Genomic DNA, 19,289 nt, shown 5'->3' with positions numbered 1-19,289 from the left:
GAATCCCTCTATTTGTTTACATCGACGTCAGTATAGTCGAGATCGGGTTTTTTTGAAACATCAGCATCACCAAAGAATTGTTTTGAAATCTTTTTGATTGTACCGTCTTTCAGCATGTCCTTGATGACTTTGTCGAATTGTTTTTTAAGCTCTTTGTTGCCTTTTTTGATGATCATCCCTTGCTGATGCGGATAATATTTAAGGTCGGGATGAATCGTCAAATCCAAGTCAGGCATTGCGGCAAGCGCCAATTTCTGTAAGTAATAGTCGTTTAAAATGACGTCAGTCCTGCCGTTGGCCACGTCTTTTAAGTATTGTTCGTTTGTTGCATTATCATAGATCACTTCTTCAGCCCCGTATTGGCGGGCGATATCCATGTAAACGGTCGTGGCAGCGCCGGCGGCTTTTTTCCCTTTCAAGTCTTCCAATGTATGAATGCCTGATAAATCTTTTTTGCGGACGATTGCCGTACCATAAGAGTATTTATAAGGTGCTGTGAACAAGAATTTTTTCTTGCGGTCTTCCGTCATCGTGATATCGTTGGCTGCCGCGTCGACTTGGCCGCTGCCAACCGCCGCCAGCATGCCGTCAAAGCCCATCTCTTTAAACTCGACATCCAAATCGAGCCGTTTCGCAGCTTCGCGCACGATTTCCACTTCATACCCCGTCAGTTTATCCTTGCCGGAATCCGTGTCATGATATGAAGTGGGATAAAGGGTTCCGGAAGTCGCAACAACGATTTTTCCCTTTTCTTTGATTTCATCCCAGGCTGTCTTTTCCTGTTGATCCTCATGTTGAGCTGTGCTGCAAGCAGCGGTTATAAAAGCAAACGCCATCACTGTGACCAGCAAAGTGACCGGCTTGTACAGACGTAATTTTTTCACCTGAAACAATCCTCCTATTCCTTTAGTCAAGAAAACGATAGCATTGAAGCCGGCAAGAGGCAATAAGTTATTTTGTATTGGGAGAAAAAGAAAATTCTTAAAGGCAAAAATGGTAAAAGGTGCATTCTGCTTTACTTTTGAATGTAAAAGATGAAATCATAATGATATTGGACAATATAAAAAATGAGGAGGATGAAAAAATGAAAAACATTTTAATCATCAACGGACATGAAGCTTACCCGCATGCGAGAGGCCAGCTGAATCATACGATCTTCACAGCAATGGCTGACAAGCTGGGCGAAAAATATGATATTAAAAAAACAGTTGTTGCCGATGGATATGACATCCCGGAAGAGCATGAAAAATTTAAATGGGCCGATGTCGTGATTTATCAGACGCCGATTTACTGGTTCAGCCTGCCGGCATTATTTAAAAAGTACATTGATGAGATCTACGAATACGGGCTTTTCTACAAAGGAACGGAAGATTACGGACGAGGCGGCTTATTTACGGATAAACAGTACATGTTTTCCACAACATGGAATGCACCTCAAGAAGTATTCTCGAAAGAGGGGACCTTCTTTGAGGGGAAAAGTCTTGATGAAGCTTTGTTCCATCTTCACAAGATGCAGGAATTTGTCGGCATGAAGCCATTAAAAACATTTTCTGTACATGATGTCATCAGCCATCCGAATATCGATCAGTATCTTAAAGATCTTGATGCACATTTGAAAGAGGTATTTGCAATATGATGAAAGCGGCTGCTTCGGGCGGCCCTTTTTTATGATCATAGGGCTGGCTGAAACGGGACATGAAGGTTTGAACCGCCTATCCAACCCTTTTTTGTTTTGGAATGAGACGTGTTACAGTGAAATAAAAACAGGCAGGTGATATCATTTGTTTTTAAAAAAACTGACTGTCCTTCACGAAAAAATCCCTTCCTATTCAACATATCCTTTTTCAATTCCTGCGCTTCAATCGCTTAAAGAACTTGCATTTCAGAAAGATGTCACTTTCTTTGTCGGTGAAAACGGCTCCGGGAAATCGACCCTGCTGGAAGCGATTGCGGATAAATGCGAATTTAACACGGCCGGCGGGGGAAGGAATAATACATATGAAGTTCATGCGTCCGGATCTGCTCTTGGGGACTATATCAGACTGTCCTGGCTTCCCAAAGTGACAAACGGCTTTTTTCTCAGGGCCGAGTCCTTCTATCATTTTGCTTCACATATTGATGAAGTGGACAGCAACGGTTTTATTGATTACGGAGGCCGGTCTCTTCACGAGCAGTCACACGGCGAATCATTTTTATCGCTTTTCAAGCACCGTTTTAAAGGAAAAGGCATCTATCTTCTTGATGAGCCGGAAGCCGCTTTATCTCCGGCAAGACAGCTTGCTTTTTTAAGAATTCTCCATGATCTGACACGGGATAAACAAGCCCAGTTCATCATCGCCTCCCATTCTCCGATTTTGTTGGGGTATCCTGAAGCACAAATCTTCAGCTTTGATGGCGAACATATTCAGGAAGTCAGCTATGAAGATACCGATCATTATAGTCTCACAAAATATTTCCTTCAGCATCGAAAAAAGCTTTTGACCGAACTGTTTGAAGAAGATGATTGATGTGAAACGCGTTTCATACGATATCATAGGGAGCAAACCGGATCAAAATAGCTTATAGGAGTGGAAACAATATGATTCATCAACAGCTGCAGTCATTTCCGGATCATTTCTTATGGGGGTCCGCATCAGCGGCCTATCAAGTAGAAGGAGCCTGGAATGAAGACGGAAAGGGCCCTTCAGTCTGGGATGTATTCACAAAAATCCCCGGGAAAACGTTCAAGGGCACAAACGGGGATATAGCAGTTGACCATTACCACCGTTACAAAGAAGATGTGGCGCTAATGGCTGAGATGGGATTGAAAGCGTACCGTTTTTCGGTAAGCTGGCCGCGAATTTTTCCGAAAGGCAGAGGAGAGGTCAATGAAGCAGGCTTGCGGTTTTATGACGATTTGATCAATGAGCTGCTGGCCCATGAGATCGAACCTGTTTTAACCCTTTATCATTGGGATCTTCCCCAAGCTTTGGCGGAGGAGTACGGCGGCTTTGAGTCCAGAAGGATCATAGAAGATTTCAACAACTATTGCGTCACTCTTTACAAGCGCTTTGGAGACAGGGTGAAACATTGGGTATCCCTTAACGAACAAAACTACAACTTCAACCACGGATTCATCACAGCCATGCATCCTCCGGGAGTGAAGGACAGAAAACGTTTTTATGAAGCCAACCATATCGCATTTCTCGCCAATGCCAAGGCGATCGATTCGTTTCGCCAATACGTGCCGGACGGGAAAATCGGGCCAAGCTTTGCTTATTCCCCCGCTTATCCGCTGTCAAGCAGTCCGGATGATATCCTTGCTTTTGAAAATGCCGAGGAATTTATGAATCATTGGTGGCTTGATATGTACTGCTGGGGAACATATCCTCAAATCCCTCTGCAATATTTGCGGGAAAAAGGATGGGCCCCGACAATCTGCGACGGTGACATGGAGCTTTTGGCAAAAGGAAAGCCCGATTTCGTCGGGGTCAACTATTATCAGACGATCACCTATGAAATGAATCCACTTGATGGTGTAACAGAAGGAAAAATGAACACGACCGGCCAAAAAGGCAGCAATCAGGAAACCGGAATGCCGGGGTTGTTTAAAACAAAGCGGAATCCTCATCTGGAAACATCAAATTGGGACTGGGCCATTGATCCAATCGGGTTGAGAATCGGGCTCCGCAGAATTGCCAGCCGCTATCATCTTCCCGTCTTTATAACGGAAAACGGCTTGGGAGAATTTGATCAAATTGAAAAAGACGGCACCATTCAGGATGATTACAGAATCAATTATTTGCGGGCGCATCTTGAACAATGCAAACAAGCCTTAAGCGACGGGGTTGATCTAATCGGCTACTGCAGCTGGTCCTTTACGGATTTACTGAGTTGGTTAAACGGCTATCAAAAAAGATACGGATTCGTTTATGTCGATCGGGATGAAGACAATGTGAAAGATCTAAAGCGGATCAAAAAGAAAAGCTTTCATTGGTATCAACATGTGATAAAAACGAATGGTGAAGAGCTTTAACATGAAGGCGCTGTGCTGATCAGCGCCTTTAGTCGTGCTTAAAATCAAGAATGCAGAATAGCATATCCAAAGCCGGCAAAAAACTCATGTTCAAGCGCTATGATCGTACGATATTGTGATTTGCCGAGCTTTCCGCTTATTATCACACAAATGTTATGGTGAATAAAGGGCGTATCATGAGGTTTTTCTTTTTGGAAATACAACATTTACCGTGTGAATCCGATGATTTTTCAATTTCTTTTGATAAAAAAGAGGTTTTGAAGTATAAAAAGCTAATTTTCTCATAGCAAAGAAAAATGTCATTCAGATCAGGCCCCCTTATAACGATGTACCGGGCGAATGATATAAAAAATACAGATTTCCGGACAAGGAGAGGATCGAGTTGCTTCGCAAATTGTTTAAACACTTTAAAAGCAGCGGCTACCGACGATACAGCAGCAGTGATTACGGACGGCGCTCTTACAAAAAGTACAGCAGCAGCGATTATCGGAAAAAAGGCTATGGCCACCATCATTACAAAAGAAAACGCAAAAAGTTTTTCAGCAGCAGCTGATGGTCGCCAAAAGCATGTTGAGATGGCTGTTTGACCGCCCGCTTAAAGAGGGGACAATCCTGGGCGGGCGATATCAAATTCAGCGCGTACTTGGGATGGGAAGCTATGGCATCACTTATCTTGCCAAACCGCTTGGAGGAAGTGATGTGTATGTTATCAAACAGCTTCGGCAGACAAAGGCATGGACATCCGGAGGACGGCGATCATTTGACCGTGAAGCCGATATTTTGCGCCAATTGAATGAGCCGGCATCACCCCGGCTGTACGAAACGATGAATAGCGGGCGAAGCAGATTTATCGTCATGGAGTATGTCGACGGGAAAAATTTTGAAGACCTGATTTTTGGCGACGGATGTATTTTCGATGAAAAGGAGACCGTTCGGATACTGCTGGAGGTGCTTCACATCACCGCTTCGCTTCATGACAAAGGACTGATACACCGCGATTTACGGCTGCCCAATATTTTTCTGACGAAAGAAGGTATCCGCATTATCGATTACGGCTTGGCATGCCGCTTGACCGAGAGCGAAAACGTTCTTTACCGGCACCCGGAAAAAAGGCTGATGCGCTCTGTTTCAGTGAAAAGCGATTTTTATGCGCTGGGGCATTTTGCGCTTTTTCTTCTTTATTCCGGGTATAACCCGACAGCAAGTGAGGAAAAGAGTTGGGAGGAAGAGCTTGAAATATCGGCCGAATTGAGATCTGTTTTGCGAAAGATGCTGCAGATTGATTCTCCTTATGAATGTGCGCGGGCGATCATCGCTGATCTGGCATCTTTCAAAATGTCCTGCCGGATGGCGGCGCGATAAATATTAAACAAAAGGGATGTGTCTTCAGGTGGAACCAGTTTTGATTACCGGAGCGGGACCAACCGGATTGGTGCTGGCCCTTTTTCTCGCCCGGAAAGGAGTCGCGTTTCGCTTAATTGATAAGAATTCGGGTCCGGGGCAGACTTCGCGGGCAATGGCGGTACATGCACGAACGCTTGAATTTTATGAGCAGCTCGGTATGGCAGAAGAAGCGGTTCAAAGAGGCATTAAGGTCAATGCCGTTCATATACGCGAAGGCCATAGGGAGAAAGGATGTTTCCGCCTTGGGGACATGGGAGAGGGATTAAGTCCGTATCCATTTGTCCTCAGCTTTGCACAGGATGAACATGAGCGGCTGCTGATTGAAAAGCTTAAAGCCGCAGGGGTAAATGTTGAATGGAACACAGAGCTGGTTTCCTATTCGGATCAGGGAAACGATGTCGAGGCGAAGCTTCGGAAAGGAGAGCGGGAGGAAATCATCAAAACTCCCTATCTCTGCGGATGTGACGGAGCCCACAGTACAGTGCGGCGCGGTATGGATTTAGGTTTTCCGGGCGGAACGTATGAGCACACTTTTTTTGTGGCGGATGCTGAAGCATCAGGCGAAGCCGCTTCGGCACATGATATGAATCTGTGTCTTGCGGAAAGCGGTTTTTGCATTGTTTTTCCGGTGAGAAGCACCGGTATGAACCGGTTTATCGGTATCGTGCCCAAATCTCTGGAAAACAAAAAGGCGCTGACATTTGAGGATATCGCCCCGATGGTTGAAAAGCTTTTTCGTGTCAAAGTGCATGGAGTCAACTGGTTTTCTACCTACCGTGTGCATCACCGGGTGGCTGACAAATTCAGAAAAGGGCGCGTCTTTATTCTGGGTGATGCGGGACATATTCACAGCCCTGTCGGCGGTCAGGGGATGAATACCGGTATCGGTGACGCCGTCAATTTGGCGTGGAAGCTGGCGGAAGTGCTTAACGGACGTGCGGATGAAGCGATTTTGGATACTTATGAGACGGAGCGGATCGCTTTTGCCCGGTCTCTTGTGGCGACTACCGACAGGGCATTTCAGGCGGTCATCGGGCAAAATGCCGGGGGAAGGCTTGTTCGGACTTTGCTTATTCCCTATGTCGCCCCATTTTTTCTTCGTTTCCCGTCCATCAAAAAGGCGGCTTTTTACAACGTGTCGCAAATCCGTATTCACTATCGAGACAGCGCCTTAAGCGCGGGAAAAGCAGGAAAACTGCAAGGCGGAGACCGCCTGCCCTGGGTCAGCGGCGGGAGAAATTTTGCAGCGTTAAAATCCGTCTCTTGGCAGCTTCACATATATGGAACCGCGAGCCGGGAGCTGAAGGAGACGGCGACACAGCATCGCCTCCCGTTATATGAGTTTGAATGGAGCCGTGCCTGCGGCAAGTGCGGTTTAGAGCGAAATGCTCTCTATCTGGTGCGTCCCGACGGGTATATAGCGTTCGTGGAGAGTAAACAGGATGTCAAGAAGCTGAGGGATTATCTGTCTCTATTTCATATTCGATCAGGATAAGCAAAACAAGGCTGCCCGTGCTCTTAAAGGCAGCCTTGTTCCGACTATTTCATTTTGACTTTGCCAATCAGCTTATGGAGGTCTTCAGCCAGCTTGGCCAGTTCGTTTGCGGATGCGGACACTTCTTCCATTGCCGCAAACTGCTCTTCGGTCAGGCCTGCGACTTGCTGTGAATGCTCTGATGTTTCCCTGACTTCTTTGGAAATGTCGGCAAAAGCTGTTGTGATGTTTTGAATGCTCCCGGTGATATGCCGGCTGGCAGATGACAGGTCGCCGATTCTGCTGCTGAACTCTTCCATCAGGCTGACGATCATTTCAAACGTGTTTTTGTTTCTCTCGATCATTTTCACACCGTTGACCGCTTCTTCTTTAACAGTCATCATTGAATCGGTTGTTGTCATGATTTCCGACTGTATCCCGGAAATAAGGTGGGAAATCTGACTTGCCGATTGCTGGGATTGTTCGGCCAGTTTCCGGACTTCATCGGCTACAACGGCGAATCCTTTCCCATGCTCTCCCGCTCTCGCCGCTTCGATTGAGGCGTTTAAAGCGAGCAGATTGGTTTGATTGGCGATTTCCGTAATCGCCTCTGAAATGCTGCCGATTTCATTTGACCTCGTATTGAGAAGCGCGATGATTTCACCACTTTCATGCACCGATTGATGCATGGTGTGGATCTGCTGCATTGTCTCCGATATGTCCTCTGCCCCCTGTTTCGCTTTTTCCTGGGCGTAATGGCTTTTTTCCGAGAGAACAGCGGCGTTTTCCGAGATTTTTTGAATATCAGCCGATACTTCTTCAACCGCCTGTTTGCTGCCGGCAACACTTGAGGTTTGCTGTTCGGAAGAGCTTGCGACCTGCTGGATCGCTTCAGTGATTTTTTCCGATGCGAGGCTTGTTTCCTCAGCGCCTGTTGTCAATTGATCAGAAGCGGCAGCAACCTGCTCGGACGATTTCGATATATTTTGCATCAGCTGGTTGAGATTGGTGTTCATGTGGTTAAAATGACGCGATAATGCACCGATTTCATCAGATGATTCGTCGGTTATTTCGGTTGTTAAATCACCGTTGCCCGCCCGCTCGAAGGCTTGGGTCAGCATGTTCAGCCGTCTGTTGATTCTTTTGGTGAACAAAATGACAAACGATATTGAAATGACGATCGAAGCGGCAAGAACGATAGCGAAGATTTTCAAAAACGAATGAAGCGTGCCTGTAATTAAATCTTGATTGGCCCCGGCATAAAAGATACCGATCACTTTGCCCGTGCGATCTTTGATCGGCATATAAGCGGTTTGATACATTTTGCCTGCGACATTTGCTTTTCCGTAGTAGTTTTTTCCTTCTTTCAACACGACATTCGCCACTTCCGAAGACACCTTCGTTCCGACGGCACGTTTGCCATCTTTCATTACATTCGTTGAGACGCGTGTGTCATTTTGAAAGATGGTAATGGTGTCCCCGGTATCTTGTCCGATTTGATCGACGATTTCCTCATTATCATTCATAAGGGTCGAGCCTTTGTACAGCTTGTCATCTTTGATCTCCCAATCGCCTTCGAGAGACTCGTTTACATAGCGGTAGCTCAGGTTTAAATCGCTTTTGGCTTTTTCTGTGGCCATCTGCTCGAGGTTTTTGGACAGCTCTTTTACGATAAAAATCCCCAATGCAGCCGAGAACATTAAAATGATGGCAAGAACGAGAAGGTTGATCTTCGTTCCCAATTTCAGTTTCATATATGTGAATCCCCCTTTTGTTTCCGCTGTATATACAATATCGGATCAAACGGAACGGTTTGACAGGGGGAAACGATAAAATTGCGGAGTTTTTAAGGGGAGAGTGTTTTTCTGATAAGTGCTTTCTCAATATCTGCAAATCTAACAGGGATGGGCAAGAAGCTTTCTTGGTTAATGAAACGCATGACGATGTCAACGCTTGTATCGATATCAATCCGGTTTCCGCAAGAAACAAAAATAGGTTTCACATGTCTTATGGTTCTTACTGCCCGCCCATAAATTTCTCCCAGTATATGCGCCTGCTTCATTTCCCGGCATCAGGAAATCGGGATTCTTTATTTTAAGATAGCTTTTGGCGACTCCGATTGTCGGTTTGTTTAAATATAACGATGCATGGTTCGCGATCCCCTTATGACGGTAATGCAAATAGCCACATTCCCGTCAAACATGTACAAATCAGGAGATGTTGTTAATGTTTCGACCGCTTTTATGACTAAAGGCAATTCCCGAAATGCGAGGAAGCCTGCAGGTTATTTTGAATGTTTATAAATTGTTCTTTCGCGTCTTTTAATTTTGTGAAAACACCAACTTGAACCTTCTTCCGCGCCCCGTCATTCTTCATCTTCACTATCCGGTTTGGCTGGAGCTTCGGCTTTTTTATTTGTCACATAGCTTTTGGCCCGGAGATGTACTTCCTTTTTCAGTTGATAGGCTTTACTGCTTTGATAAGCATTTGCATTGTAACGGATGGGAGAAGAGCTTGTTCCTTGGCCGGTTGCGTCGATTAAGGCTGAGTAGTCGGCCTTAATCATTTGCTGAACCATTTCAGAGGCCGCATACTCGTTTTTGAGCAGTTTATCAAGATCCTCTACTGCTTTAATGGCATCTTTTCGCTTCTGTTCGGCAGCATTCAGCTGCTGGTCAAACTCATCGCTTGAAAAAGGTTCTAAGGAAATTAAATCATCGATATTGACTAAAATGCTTTGCAGCTCTTCTTTTTGTGCCGATACCATGTTTTTGGAGCGGGTGTAGACATTCATAAGCTCTTGACCGAGAAACTGGGTATCGACGATTGTGTCACCGGAAAGTCCGGCAGTTTCGAGTGCAGCTGATACCCATTCAAGAAACTGAATTTGCATATCGGTCAGATCCAGCCAACCGTCTACTGTACCTGATAGGTCTCGGTAGAATGCCTTTATGGCGTCAGCTCCTTCTCCCTGAAAGTCATCATCCAAATCGGCCACACCTTTAAAAGCATTTTTTAAACTGACAAACTGCTCTCTTAAACTCTTGTATTCGTTAGACCGCTGTATCATAGCTGATTTTAGGGTTTCCGCTTCATAGACTTTCATTGTATTCTGCCCTTCCTGATTCTTAATAGTACAGAGTGTACCACTTTGCCAAAAGGAGTTGGTGAATAAATCCTGAACATCCATGAAAATGAATCCTTTTGATTAGGCACATGAACCTACCGACCGTTTTTATTTGTGTAATCACAGCGGTTATGAAGTCCATTAGACCTAATTTTAAATGAAGGAATGTGCCGATGAATAGGTGTGTCAGGAGAAACAGGTATAAGTCGACTTCATGGGAATTGTGAAATAATGTGAACAAAACTTCTAAAAATGTGATTCTATGGTATCTTAAAATAAAAAAATGAAAGAAAAAGGATTTCAAAAACGCGGATATATAAAATTGACTCCGCCATTTCATTTTATTAGGATTATAGTAAATTAATTTTAAAATAGGGTAATATTTTCATATAACATGTTCTAGAAGGGTGGAGCGAGCATTGAATGAAGATGGGTATCGGCTTGGAATAGACATTGGGGGGACATTTACCGATCTTTTTTTGCTAAACCCGAAAGACGGGGGTGTGACAGCCGTCAAAACCCCGACGGTTCCGGATGACCATGCACAAGGGATTGTGAACGGTTTAGCGATTTTGAAGGAAATGGATATTCAGCCGTCGCAGATTCATTATTTTATGCATGGCATGACCATTGGTTTAAATACATTACTGCAGCGAAAGGGAGCGAAAATTGCCCTGTTTGTAACAGAAGGTTTCCGCGATATTTTGTCACTTCAGCGTCTGCGCCTTCCGGTTCCCTATGACTTTAAATCGCGAATGCCGGAGCCGCTGATTCCCCGCAAATATGTGTTTCCGATTAAAGAAAGAATGCTTCACAACGGGGCTGAAAAGGCGCCGCTTCATGTAAAAGACATTGATGATGCGGTCGATAAAGTGTTGGAAGAAGGGATAACCGGTATCGTTGTTTCTTTCCTTCACAGCTATCGCAATCCATTGCATGAACATCAGGCTGCGGAGCGAATCAAACTGAGAGCTCCGGAGTTGGAAGTGGTGGCGTCTTCCGAGCTGTGGCCGCAAATGAGGGAATACGAGCGAACTGTCATGTCAGTCGCCAATTTATACATAAAACCGAATGTGCAGCACTACTTCGATACGCTCAAAAAGAGGCTCGCCGCTTCCGGTATATCGGCGCCGCCGTTTATCACGCAATCAAACGGGGGGCTGATGGATATAGAGTCTGCCGCCGAAGCCCCCGTCAAAACGCTTTTTTCAGGACCTGCGGCAGGAGTCATCGGGGCAATCCGCGCAGCTGAGGCCGCCGGTGTTAAAAATCTCATCACGCTTGATGTCGGCGGAACAAGCGCTGATATTTCCATTGTAGAAGAAGGAGAAGCCACACTGACCCAGTCCAACCAAATTTCCGGATTTCCGATTACCGTTCCGTCTGTTGCGATGTATTCGATTGGGGCGGGCGGAGGCTCTCTTGCATGGGTAGACAACGGCGGACTCTTAAAAGTCGGACCGGAGTCAGCGGGCTCAGACCCCGGCCCCGCCTGTTACGGAAAAGGAGAGAAGGCTGCGCTGACCGATGCGTTTCTTGTTTGCGGCTACTTAAATCCCGACCGGTTTGCCTCCGGCCGCATGAAGCTTTACGAGGAGAAATCCGAGCAGGCGCTTCAGCCGTTTGCCGCCTATTTAAATACCGATGTTGAGCAGGCTGCCGATCAGATGATTCAAGTGGCTGTTGCCAATATGTACACGGAGCTGAGCAATGTAATGGAGCAGCATGGAATTGATCCCCGTGAATTTAGCTTGGTGGCTTATGGTGGAGCCGGCCCTGTCACCGCAAATTTTCTTGCGGAAGAGATTCAAGCGAAAAACGCGCTGATTCCGCCGAGCCCCGGCACTCTGTCCGCCCTGGGTGCTTTGACCGCCGATTTTGTATATGATGCGGTAAGTTCAAGACGGATGCTTCTTGAAGAACTGGACGGAGATGAATTAAAAGAGGAGTTTGAAAAGCTTGCCGAACAAGCAGAAAAATGGCTTGATACACAGCGTGTCAAGGTGCTGACGGAAAAATGTTTTCTTTACTTGCTGGATGCCCGTTATAAAGGGCAGGCTTTTGAAATTGAAGTGCCGGTGTCACGGACATGTATTGAAGAAAAAAACATGAGGGAAATCGCAGACTCATTCCATCAGGTTTATCAGCGCAAATATGGACATAGCGACAAAAAAGCAAGCATTGAACTGATGAATATCCGCGTCAGATTGATAGGAAAAACGCCAAAACCTCCAATAAAAGAAAGCGGCCAAACTGCGCAACCGGAAGCCGCGCCGGCAAGCCGGAGGCAGGTCATGCTGAAGGGCGGCGCATATCAAGCCGCTGTTTATAACCGCAGTGATCTGTCATGCGGGCAGCGCATTGAAGGACCGGCCATTATTGAGCAGGATGATACAACTACGCTGATTTTGCCAAATTGGTCGGGTGCTATAGATCATGCGGGCAACTTGATCATTGAGCGGAAGGAGGGAAGGGCATGAGGACAGACCCTGCAAGGCTGGAAATGATGAGAAGCTATTTTAATGCGATCGCAGCGGGGATGGGACACGTCATCGAACGGACATCCTTTACGACATTTGTGAAAGAATCGGCGGATTTTGCGGCTGCACTGGCCACCCCTGATGGGGAATTTTACGTTTATCCGAAAACAGTCGGCGTGACCATTTTTCTTGGGCTGTCGTTAAAGCGGGCAATTGAAGAAAGCGGGCCGTTTGAACCCGGAGACATTGTCATCACGAATGATCCTTATTCAACGGACGGCCTGGCGACTCATTTGCCTGATATCCACGTGTTTAAGCCGATTTTCATTGACGGGGAGATTGTCAGCTACGCCTGGTCCTTTGTCCATTGCAGCGATGTAGGGGGAATGGTTCCTGCCAGCATATCGCCGACGGCAGTCGATATCCACCAGGAAGGCTTGAGAATACCGCCGGTCAAGATTTACAAAGCGGGAAAAGAGAACCTCGAGATATTGAAAGTCCTTCGGGCAAACAGCAGGGCGCCTGAATTAAACGAAGGAGACATCAATGCGATGATTGCGGCGGTCAATACGGCGGAAATTCGTTTGAAGGCGATGGCCGGGAAGTTTGGGACGGAAGAAATCCGCCGGGGGATGGAGGATTTGCTTGAACAGGCGTCCATCAGGGCGGAACGGGTCTTTGCCCGCATTCCTGAAGGAACGTACAGTTTTTCTGATTACCTTGATGATGACATGATTTCCGATGTTCCGATTCGTCTTGCGGTTTCGGCAAAGGTTTCCGGGGGAAACATCACATTGGACTTTTCCGACTGCGATCCCCAGGTGCAAACCGCCTTTAATCTTGTGACAAACGGAAGCAAGCACTCATTTTTATATCAAGGTTTAATCCATTATATCATTAGCGAAGATCCGTTTATTCCCGTCAACGGAGGACTGACGAGGCCGATCGCCATCATCGCTCCGAAAGGAACATTGATCAATCCGGAATATCCGGCCTCTGTCGGGATCCGGCATTCGATAACGATGCGACTTTATAATGTCGTCCTCGGCGCATTGGCAAAGGCGCTGGCGAAGGACATTCCCGCCGCAGGCGCGGGACAGTCGGCTATTGTTGTTCTTTCCGTTCCCGATGAATCGGGAGGCGGCAGGAAAACGTCTGTCGTCGAACCGATGGGCGGAGGAGGCGGCGGTCAGCATAACATGGACGGCGCAGACGGGATTGACCATGCCTCGGGCTTTTTAAAAAATACGCCGATCGAAAGTCTGGAACAGCACATTGACATTCATGTCCTCCGTTATGAGTTGATCAAAGATACTGCGGGATCGGGCTTATACCGGGGCGGTCATGCCATCGGGCTCGATTTTGAAACGACTGCATCTGAATCCATTGTCACAGCGAGGGGAATGGAGCGGCTGCGCTTTCAGCCATGGGGTCTTGCCGGCGGAACAGCCGGAGCGCCCGGCCGGGTCCGTCTTCATCCCGATGGACCTTCGGAAAAAATCATTCCGAAGATCGATGTGCTGCATTTGACGCAAGGGGATGTCATCAGCATTCATTCTCCGGGCGGAGGCGGATGGGGAGACCCTTTTCAAAGGAATCCCAAACTGATATTAAAAGAAGTTGAGTCAGGGCTGCTGAGTGAGGAAGCAGCATTCCGGCAATACGGTGTGGCGTTTGTGAAAAATGGTGGCCGCTTGGTTGTCGATCAAGAGAAAACAAGCATCATGAGAAAAAACAGAGCGGGTGAGTTGACACACTGGGATTTCGGCAAGGAAAGGGAAGCGTATGAACGACGCTGGACAGAGGAAGCCAGCAGCGCTCTTGCCCGGCTGCTTCGAACACTTCCGGCGCATCAAAGGTCAAGTGTGAAACATCTTGTGCACCATTACTTTTCAAAAGAAGATCATGAACCGATCAGCAAACAGGCGGTTACAGATGTTTTTACGAAATGGGCAGGCGAAAAATAATATGAAAAATGGTGAGAAAACAATGAAAAGAAAAATATCTGTTTTGTTTGTTCTATCGCTTGGATTGATTCTTCTGCTTTCTGCTTGCGGCGGGGCCGGCGGCCGGGAAAGCAAAAAATCCGATACCGTTGTGATCGGTGTATACGGCGGTGATTGGGAAAAACATATAAAGCCGAGCATTCAGGCATTTGAAAAGGATACAGGTCTGAAAGTCAAGATCGTCTCAGGGACAGACTCTGAATGGTTCACGAAACTAAAAGTCTCCAATGGCCGTCATGCGCCATATGACCTCCTCATTTTGCAGCCTGATACGATTAAACGGGCTCAAGTTGCTGGGCTGCTTGAACCGATCGACCAACAAAAGGTTCCGAATCTAAAAGATTTGTATCATTCCGTGCAGAAACGCTTCACTGTTGATGGAAAGCAGTATGCAGCAGGCTTCAGCATGGGACAGCTCGGGATTGCATACCGCAAAGATCTCGTACCGCAAGAACCGAAGCGGTGGACCGATCTTTGGAATAAAAGCTATCAAGGTCATGTGGCTATCTCCTCTCCCGCTTATTCGGCCGGCCTTCAGTTTTTGTCCGGTTTAATAAATGCGCAAGGCGGTATGGAATCAAATTCAAAAGATGTGGACAAAGCGTTCAACAGTTTGGCTGATTTGAAAAAAAATGTAACGGCTTATCCTGATAATCCGGGATCGATTCAAACGCTTCTTGAGCGGGGGGATGCATGGGTTGTACCGTTCTGGGACGGTCGTGCTTTTTCCCTTGAGCATTCAGGACTTAATGTAGGGTTTGCCTACCCTGAAGAAGGGGCGGTGGCAGCTGTCGCCAGCTGGGCTGTAATGAAAGGAAGCCCTAATGAGGATAACGCTTATCAGCTGCTGAATCATTTGATCAGTCCTGAGGTGCAAAAAGATTTTGCAGATCGGACGTTTTACGGCATGACCAATCAAAAAGTGAAATACAGCGAAAAATTAAAAGGGAAAATCAAGGTCGGTGAAAGGTATTACAGCAATTTGAAATGGGTCGACTATGAAACAGCGACGAAAGAATTAGGAGACTGGACAAATCGCTGGAATCAAGTTCTCGGCGGAAAATAGGTGACGATCATGAGCGGAATTCAGATTCAGCATGTCAGCCGGCATTTTGGGGACACCATCGCATTGGAAGATGTACAGCTTGAGGTCAAGGAAGGGGAGTTTTTCTCACTGCTTGGTCCGAGCGGGTGCGGAAAGTCTACTCTTCTTCATATCATCGCCGGATTTCTTCAGCCGACCTCTGGTTCTGTATATATAGGAGGGCGGGACATTACTGATGTGCCGCCCTATCACCGGCAGATCGGCCTGGTTTTTCAAGACTATGCCTTATTCCCTCATTTGAATGTCTTCGACAATGTCGCATACGGCTTAAGGGTGAGAAAAATGCCGCGGAAAGAGCTCAAAGAACGCGTAATGGAGAGCCTTGGATTCGTCAGGCTTGAAGCATTTGCCGGGCGGATGCCGCATCAGCTGAGCGGCGGCCAGAAGCAGCGGGTGGCGATTGCGCGGGCATTGGCCGTTCAGCCATCGGTCCTGCTGCTTGATGAACCGTTAAGCAATCTTGATGCAAAATTGCGCAAAGATATGCAATTTGAACTGCGAAGCATCCAAAGGCGGGTCGGGATTACAACGATTCTTGTGACCCACGATCAGGAGGAAGCGTTAAGCTTATCAGACAGAATCGGTATCCTTGGCAAGGGAAGGCTTCAGCAGCTTGGAACCCCGCTTGAGGTGTATCGAACGCCCGCCAACCGGTTTGCCGCCGAATTTATCGGACAGGTCAATCTGTTTGAGGCGCGTTCGACAGGAATTGGACACAATCAAACGGGATATCGTTATGAGGTTCCGGATATTGAAGTGTATGAAGGTGTACCGCTGTCTTTTGAGATCAGCAGCGATACCTTAAAAAAATATCATCCTTCCGTGTTGTTTATGCTGCGTCCGGAAAGAGTTTCCGTTTTTCCGAAGCAGCAGGACGTTCAGGCCAAAGGTCTGCCGGCAACATTAACGGAGGTCGGCTATATTGGAAATGCCCTTCGTCTAAAGGCGTCCTTCATCAATGGGGAGATGATCATTCAGGCGCCGGATCCGCAGTTTCCCGAATTGCCGAAACCGGGTGATCAAGTTTATCTTGCGTGGGATTCGGAAGACCTTGTCCCTCTTGATATAAAGGAGGAAGCAGATGGCTTTAGATAATCAAAAACGCTTCTATTGGCTGCTGCTGGTGCCTGCGCTGTTGTTTCTCGGCGTTTTTCTCGTGCTTCCGTTTATTCTTCTGCTCATTTTAAGTTTCAGAGATGTCGACGACATGATGAATACACTGGCTACATTCAGTTTTTCCCATTACATCGAAGTGTTTACTTCAGATGTTTATCTCAAAACGGTTGGAACGACGCTGTGGACGGCGCTGGAAACAACCGTTTTGTGCCTCGTTATGGCTTATCCGGCGGCATACTTGCTCGTTAAGGCGCCTACGCGAAAATGGCGGGCGCTGTTTTATATTTTGCTTGTCTCACCGCTGCTCACCAGCGTCGTGATTCGGACATTCTCGTGGATTGTGCTGCTTTCGCAAAACGGCATGATCAATGAAGCGCTGCTTCATATGAAGCTGATTGACAAGCCTCTCCCGCTTTTATGGAATATGAATGCGGTTATCATTGCTTATGTCCAGGTCATGCTTCCGTTTGCTGTATTGCCGATTGCCGGCTCATTAAGCGACATGAAACCGAATCTCAAGTATGCTTCCATGAGTCTAGGGGCGGGGAGGCTGCGGACGTTTTTTTGCGTTACACTGCCTCTGACGATTCCCGGCCTGATCACAGGCGCTATGATTGTTTTTTCGCTTGCTGCCGGGAGTTATATTACCCCGCTTTTAGTCGGAGGGCGGATGCAGCCGCTGCTTCCCCTGTCGATCTATCAGCAGGTGATGCAGGTGTTTCATTTGCCGTTTGCGGCTGCCATGTCTTTTACTTTATTGGCCGCTGTATGTGTGATTGTCGCTATCCTTGCATTTATTCTTAAGAGATGGGAGGCGAGAATGAATGGTTAAGAGATTCCGACGCAAGTCTTCGGGGAAGTGGATTGATTTGAGTGTGTGGTCCGCCGGGCTTTTCGTGTACCTTTTTTTGTCGCTTCCTGTGTTTGTCATTGCACTGTCGGCGTTCAGCCCTTCCGAATATCCGCAGTTCCCGCCTGCCGGTTTTTCATTGCGTTGGTTTGCCGGGATTTTTGCGAACGATGAATGGATGGACTCCATATGGATCAGCTGCCTGCTTCTGGCGATTGTGACGCCGCTTACGGTCATGTTTGGAACCGCGGCATCGTATGCACTGGCAAGGCTGGAGTTTCCAGGGAAGCATGCCCTTCAAGCTTTCATTTTATCACCGCTGATGATTCCCCAGATTGTTTTGGGGGTGGCGCTTCTTTATTTGTTCACGATGATGGGGATCAATGGAAGTGTGACAGGCCTTGTGATCGGACATATGCTGATCAGCCTTCCCTATGTCGTCCGGACGGTCGGTGTCAGTGTGGCGAACCTGGATCCGAAGCTTGAACTGGCTTCCATGAGTCTTGGTGCAAGTCCATTGCAAACCTTTTTAAAAGTATCTCTGCCGCTGATGAAGCCGGGTATCATGGCGGGCGCTGTTTTTTCCGCAGTGACCTCGTTTGGGGAAATCTCAATCAGTCTTTTTGTTTCCTCGCCGACGGTTACGCCTGTGCCGGTCAGAACGTTCAGCTATATTGATCAGACCTTCGATCCGAGCGTGAATGCCATCTCTGTCATCTTTATCGTGATCTCCGTTGTTGCGCTGATCATCATCGAGCGGACGATCGGTCTTTCCAAAACCATATAAGGACATGAAGACAAGCAGACTGCTTGTCTTTTGTTGTTTTGAAAGGATTGACAAACCGTTTTCAACGGAGTAGTATTTATAAATACTAGTAGTATTAAAAAACACCACTTTAGGAGGAGCGGACATGATTGAAGAATTAAAGCAGCTCGGGCTTTCCGAATTGGAGGCGCGCTGTTACATCACATTGCATGAACAATCGGGCATGACGGGGTATGAAGTCGCCAAAAGGGTATCAACCTCAAGATCAAATGTATATGCTGCATTGAGGGGGCTTGTGGATAAAGGGATATGCCGTGTCACCAAAGGAGAAACGGACCGTTACGATGCTGTCCCGATTCAGCAGGTTGTTACATATTTGCAGGCGGAGTTTGCAAAAACATCGAGCATTCTGATCAAGCAATTGAATACGCCGCCGGAACCAGCCCCTTCGTTTTATCACTGGGAGGGGGATAAACGATTGAATACAGCGATTAAAAGGCTGATTGCCAATGCGAAAAAAACGCTTGTCGTCGATATTTGGGCGGAGAACCTGCACCGGATTGAAGATGAGTTGTTAGCCGCGGAACAGCGCGGGGTCACGGTTATTTTGATCAGTTTGGGCGAATGTGAAACCGAACTTCAAAACGTTTTTATCCATAAACGCAAAGATATTGAGCGGTCATGGCCGCGGTACGGCGCCAAAAAGGTCTCCGTGCTGGCCGACAGCAAGGAAGCGATTGTCGGCAGCCTCGACGGCCAGATGAAGCCGTCTGCCATAGAGACGAATCACCCTTCTGTGATTGAGCTGTTGAAGAATGCCTTCTTTGATGATCTGGTGATGATGCACATTGAAAATGACTTCGGTGCTGAAATAACCGGGAAATACGGCAAAGATTTTCAATCATTAATCGATTATTATGCAAAAGAAAAAGGCTGGGATATCTAA

At 47.0% G+C, this 19,289-nt stretch carries 16 protein-coding genes and 1 pseudogene; 13 read left to right on the top strand and 4 right to left on the bottom strand.

Annotated features, from left to right (window positions below; translation table 11 throughout):
• Positions 1–8 precede the first annotated feature (8 nt).
• Positions 9–884 carry a transporter substrate-binding domain-containing protein gene (locus M654_RS21775; RefSeq protein ID WP_035427842.1) on the bottom strand — a complete coding sequence of 292 codons (876 nt, stop codon included), beginning with the start codon at positions 882–884 and terminating at the stop codon, positions 9–11.
• A gap of 200 nt (positions 885–1,084) precedes the next feature.
• Here M654_RS21775 and M654_RS21770 point away from each other — a divergent pair, with 200 nt between their 5' ends.
• The 6 genes from M654_RS21770 (at position 1,085) to M654_RS21750 (ending at position 6,914) form a co-directional block, all read left to right on the top strand.
• Positions 1,085–1,636, top strand: coding sequence for an NAD(P)H-dependent oxidoreductase (locus M654_RS21770; protein WP_026585833.1), 552 nt, complete (start codon positions 1,085–1,087; stop codon positions 1,634–1,636).
• A 145-nt stretch (positions 1,637–1,781) separates the two neighbouring features.
• Positions 1,782–2,507 carry an AAA family ATPase gene (locus tag M654_RS21765; RefSeq protein WP_026585834.1) on the top strand — a complete coding sequence of 242 codons (726 nt, stop codon included), beginning with the start codon at positions 1,782–1,784 and terminating at the stop codon, positions 2,505–2,507.
• A gap of 71 nt (positions 2,508–2,578) precedes the next feature.
• Positions 2,579–4,015, top strand: coding sequence for a glycoside hydrolase family 1 protein (locus M654_RS21760; protein ID WP_026585835.1), 1,437 nt, complete (start codon positions 2,579–2,581; stop codon positions 4,013–4,015).
• Between the two features lie 382 nt (positions 4,016–4,397).
• Positions 4,398–4,568, top strand: coding sequence for a hypothetical protein (locus tag M654_RS23690; protein ID WP_201278482.1), 171 nt, complete (start codon positions 4,398–4,400; stop codon positions 4,566–4,568).
• A gap of 14 nt (positions 4,569–4,582) precedes the next feature.
• Positions 4,583–5,377 carry a serine/threonine protein kinase gene (locus tag M654_RS21755; RefSeq protein ID WP_236251172.1) on the top strand — a complete coding sequence of 265 codons (795 nt, stop codon included), beginning with the start codon at positions 4,583–4,585 and terminating at the stop codon, positions 5,375–5,377.
• 28 nt (positions 5,378–5,405) lie between these two features.
• Positions 5,406–6,914: an FAD-dependent monooxygenase gene (locus M654_RS21750; RefSeq protein ID WP_026585837.1), complete on the top strand. Its 1,509-nt coding sequence runs from the start codon at positions 5,406–5,408 to the stop codon at positions 6,912–6,914.
• Between the two features lie 44 nt (positions 6,915–6,958).
• Here M654_RS21750 and M654_RS21745 read toward each other — a convergent pair whose 3' ends face one another.
• The 3 genes and pseudogenes from M654_RS21745 to M654_RS21735 all read right to left on the bottom strand — a co-directional run bounded on the left by M654_RS21745 (position 6,959) and on the right by M654_RS21735 (position 10,083).
• Positions 6,959–8,647 (bottom strand): methyl-accepting chemotaxis protein, encoded by a 1,689-nt coding sequence (locus M654_RS21745; RefSeq protein WP_026585838.1) that lies wholly within the window; start codon positions 8,645–8,647, stop codon positions 6,959–6,961.
• A 92-nt stretch (positions 8,648–8,739) separates the two neighbouring features.
• Positions 8,740–9,174, bottom strand: a pseudogene (locus tag M654_RS21740) (endonuclease V); the annotation flags it as partial.
• An 84-nt stretch (positions 9,175–9,258) separates the two neighbouring features.
• Positions 9,259–10,083 (bottom strand): ribonuclease YeeF family protein, encoded by an 825-nt coding sequence (locus M654_RS21735; protein WP_236251171.1) that lies wholly within the window; start codon positions 10,081–10,083, stop codon positions 9,259–9,261.
• A gap of 356 nt (positions 10,084–10,439) precedes the next feature.
• Here M654_RS21735 and M654_RS21730 point away from each other — a divergent pair, with 356 nt between their 5' ends.
• The 7 genes from M654_RS21730 (at position 10,440) to M654_RS21700 (ending at position 19,289) form a co-directional block, all read left to right on the top strand.
• Positions 10,440–12,500, top strand: a complete 2,061-nt coding sequence (locus M654_RS21730; protein ID WP_026585840.1) for a hydantoinase/oxoprolinase family protein — start codon at positions 10,440–10,442, stop codon at positions 12,498–12,500.
• Positions 12,497–14,467, top strand: a complete 1,971-nt coding sequence (locus M654_RS21725) for a hydantoinase B/oxoprolinase family protein (RefSeq protein ID WP_026585841.1) — start codon at positions 12,497–12,499, stop codon at positions 14,465–14,467. Before M654_RS21730 ends, M654_RS21725 begins: the two co-directional genes overlap by 4 nt.
• Positions 14,468–14,489: 22 nt before the next feature.
• A complete protein-coding gene (locus M654_RS21720; RefSeq protein WP_026585842.1) occupies positions 14,490–15,572 on the top strand; it encodes an ABC transporter substrate-binding protein in 1,083 nt (360 codons plus the stop codon).
• Positions 15,573–15,581: 9 nt separating this feature from the next.
• Entirely contained in the window at positions 15,582–16,706 is a 1,125-nt protein-coding gene (locus tag M654_RS21715) for an ABC transporter ATP-binding protein (RefSeq protein ID WP_026585843.1), read from the top strand.
• Positions 16,693–17,559 (top strand): ABC transporter permease, encoded by an 867-nt coding sequence (locus M654_RS21710; protein ID WP_026585844.1) that lies wholly within the window; start codon positions 16,693–16,695, stop codon positions 17,557–17,559. The genes M654_RS21715 and M654_RS21710 overlap by 14 nt, the downstream gene beginning before the upstream one ends.
• Positions 17,552–18,364 (top strand): ABC transporter permease, encoded by an 813-nt coding sequence (locus tag M654_RS21705; protein WP_026585845.1) that lies wholly within the window; start codon positions 17,552–17,554, stop codon positions 18,362–18,364. Before M654_RS21710 ends, M654_RS21705 begins: the two co-directional genes overlap by 8 nt.
• Positions 18,365–18,488: 124 nt before the next feature.
• Positions 18,489–19,289, top strand: a complete 801-nt coding sequence (locus M654_RS21700) for a TrmB family transcriptional regulator (RefSeq protein ID WP_026585846.1) — start codon at positions 18,489–18,491, stop codon at positions 19,287–19,289.

Origin of the sequence: Bacillus sp. NSP9.1, from assembly GCF_000465465.2 — a bacterium.
In the GTDB taxonomy this organism is placed as follows: Bacteria; Bacillota; Bacilli; order Bacillales; family Bacillaceae; genus Bacillus; species Bacillus sonorensis_A.
The sequence above is the reverse complement of the archived record's forward strand: the minus strand, read 5'-3'. Positions and strand labels throughout refer to the sequence as shown.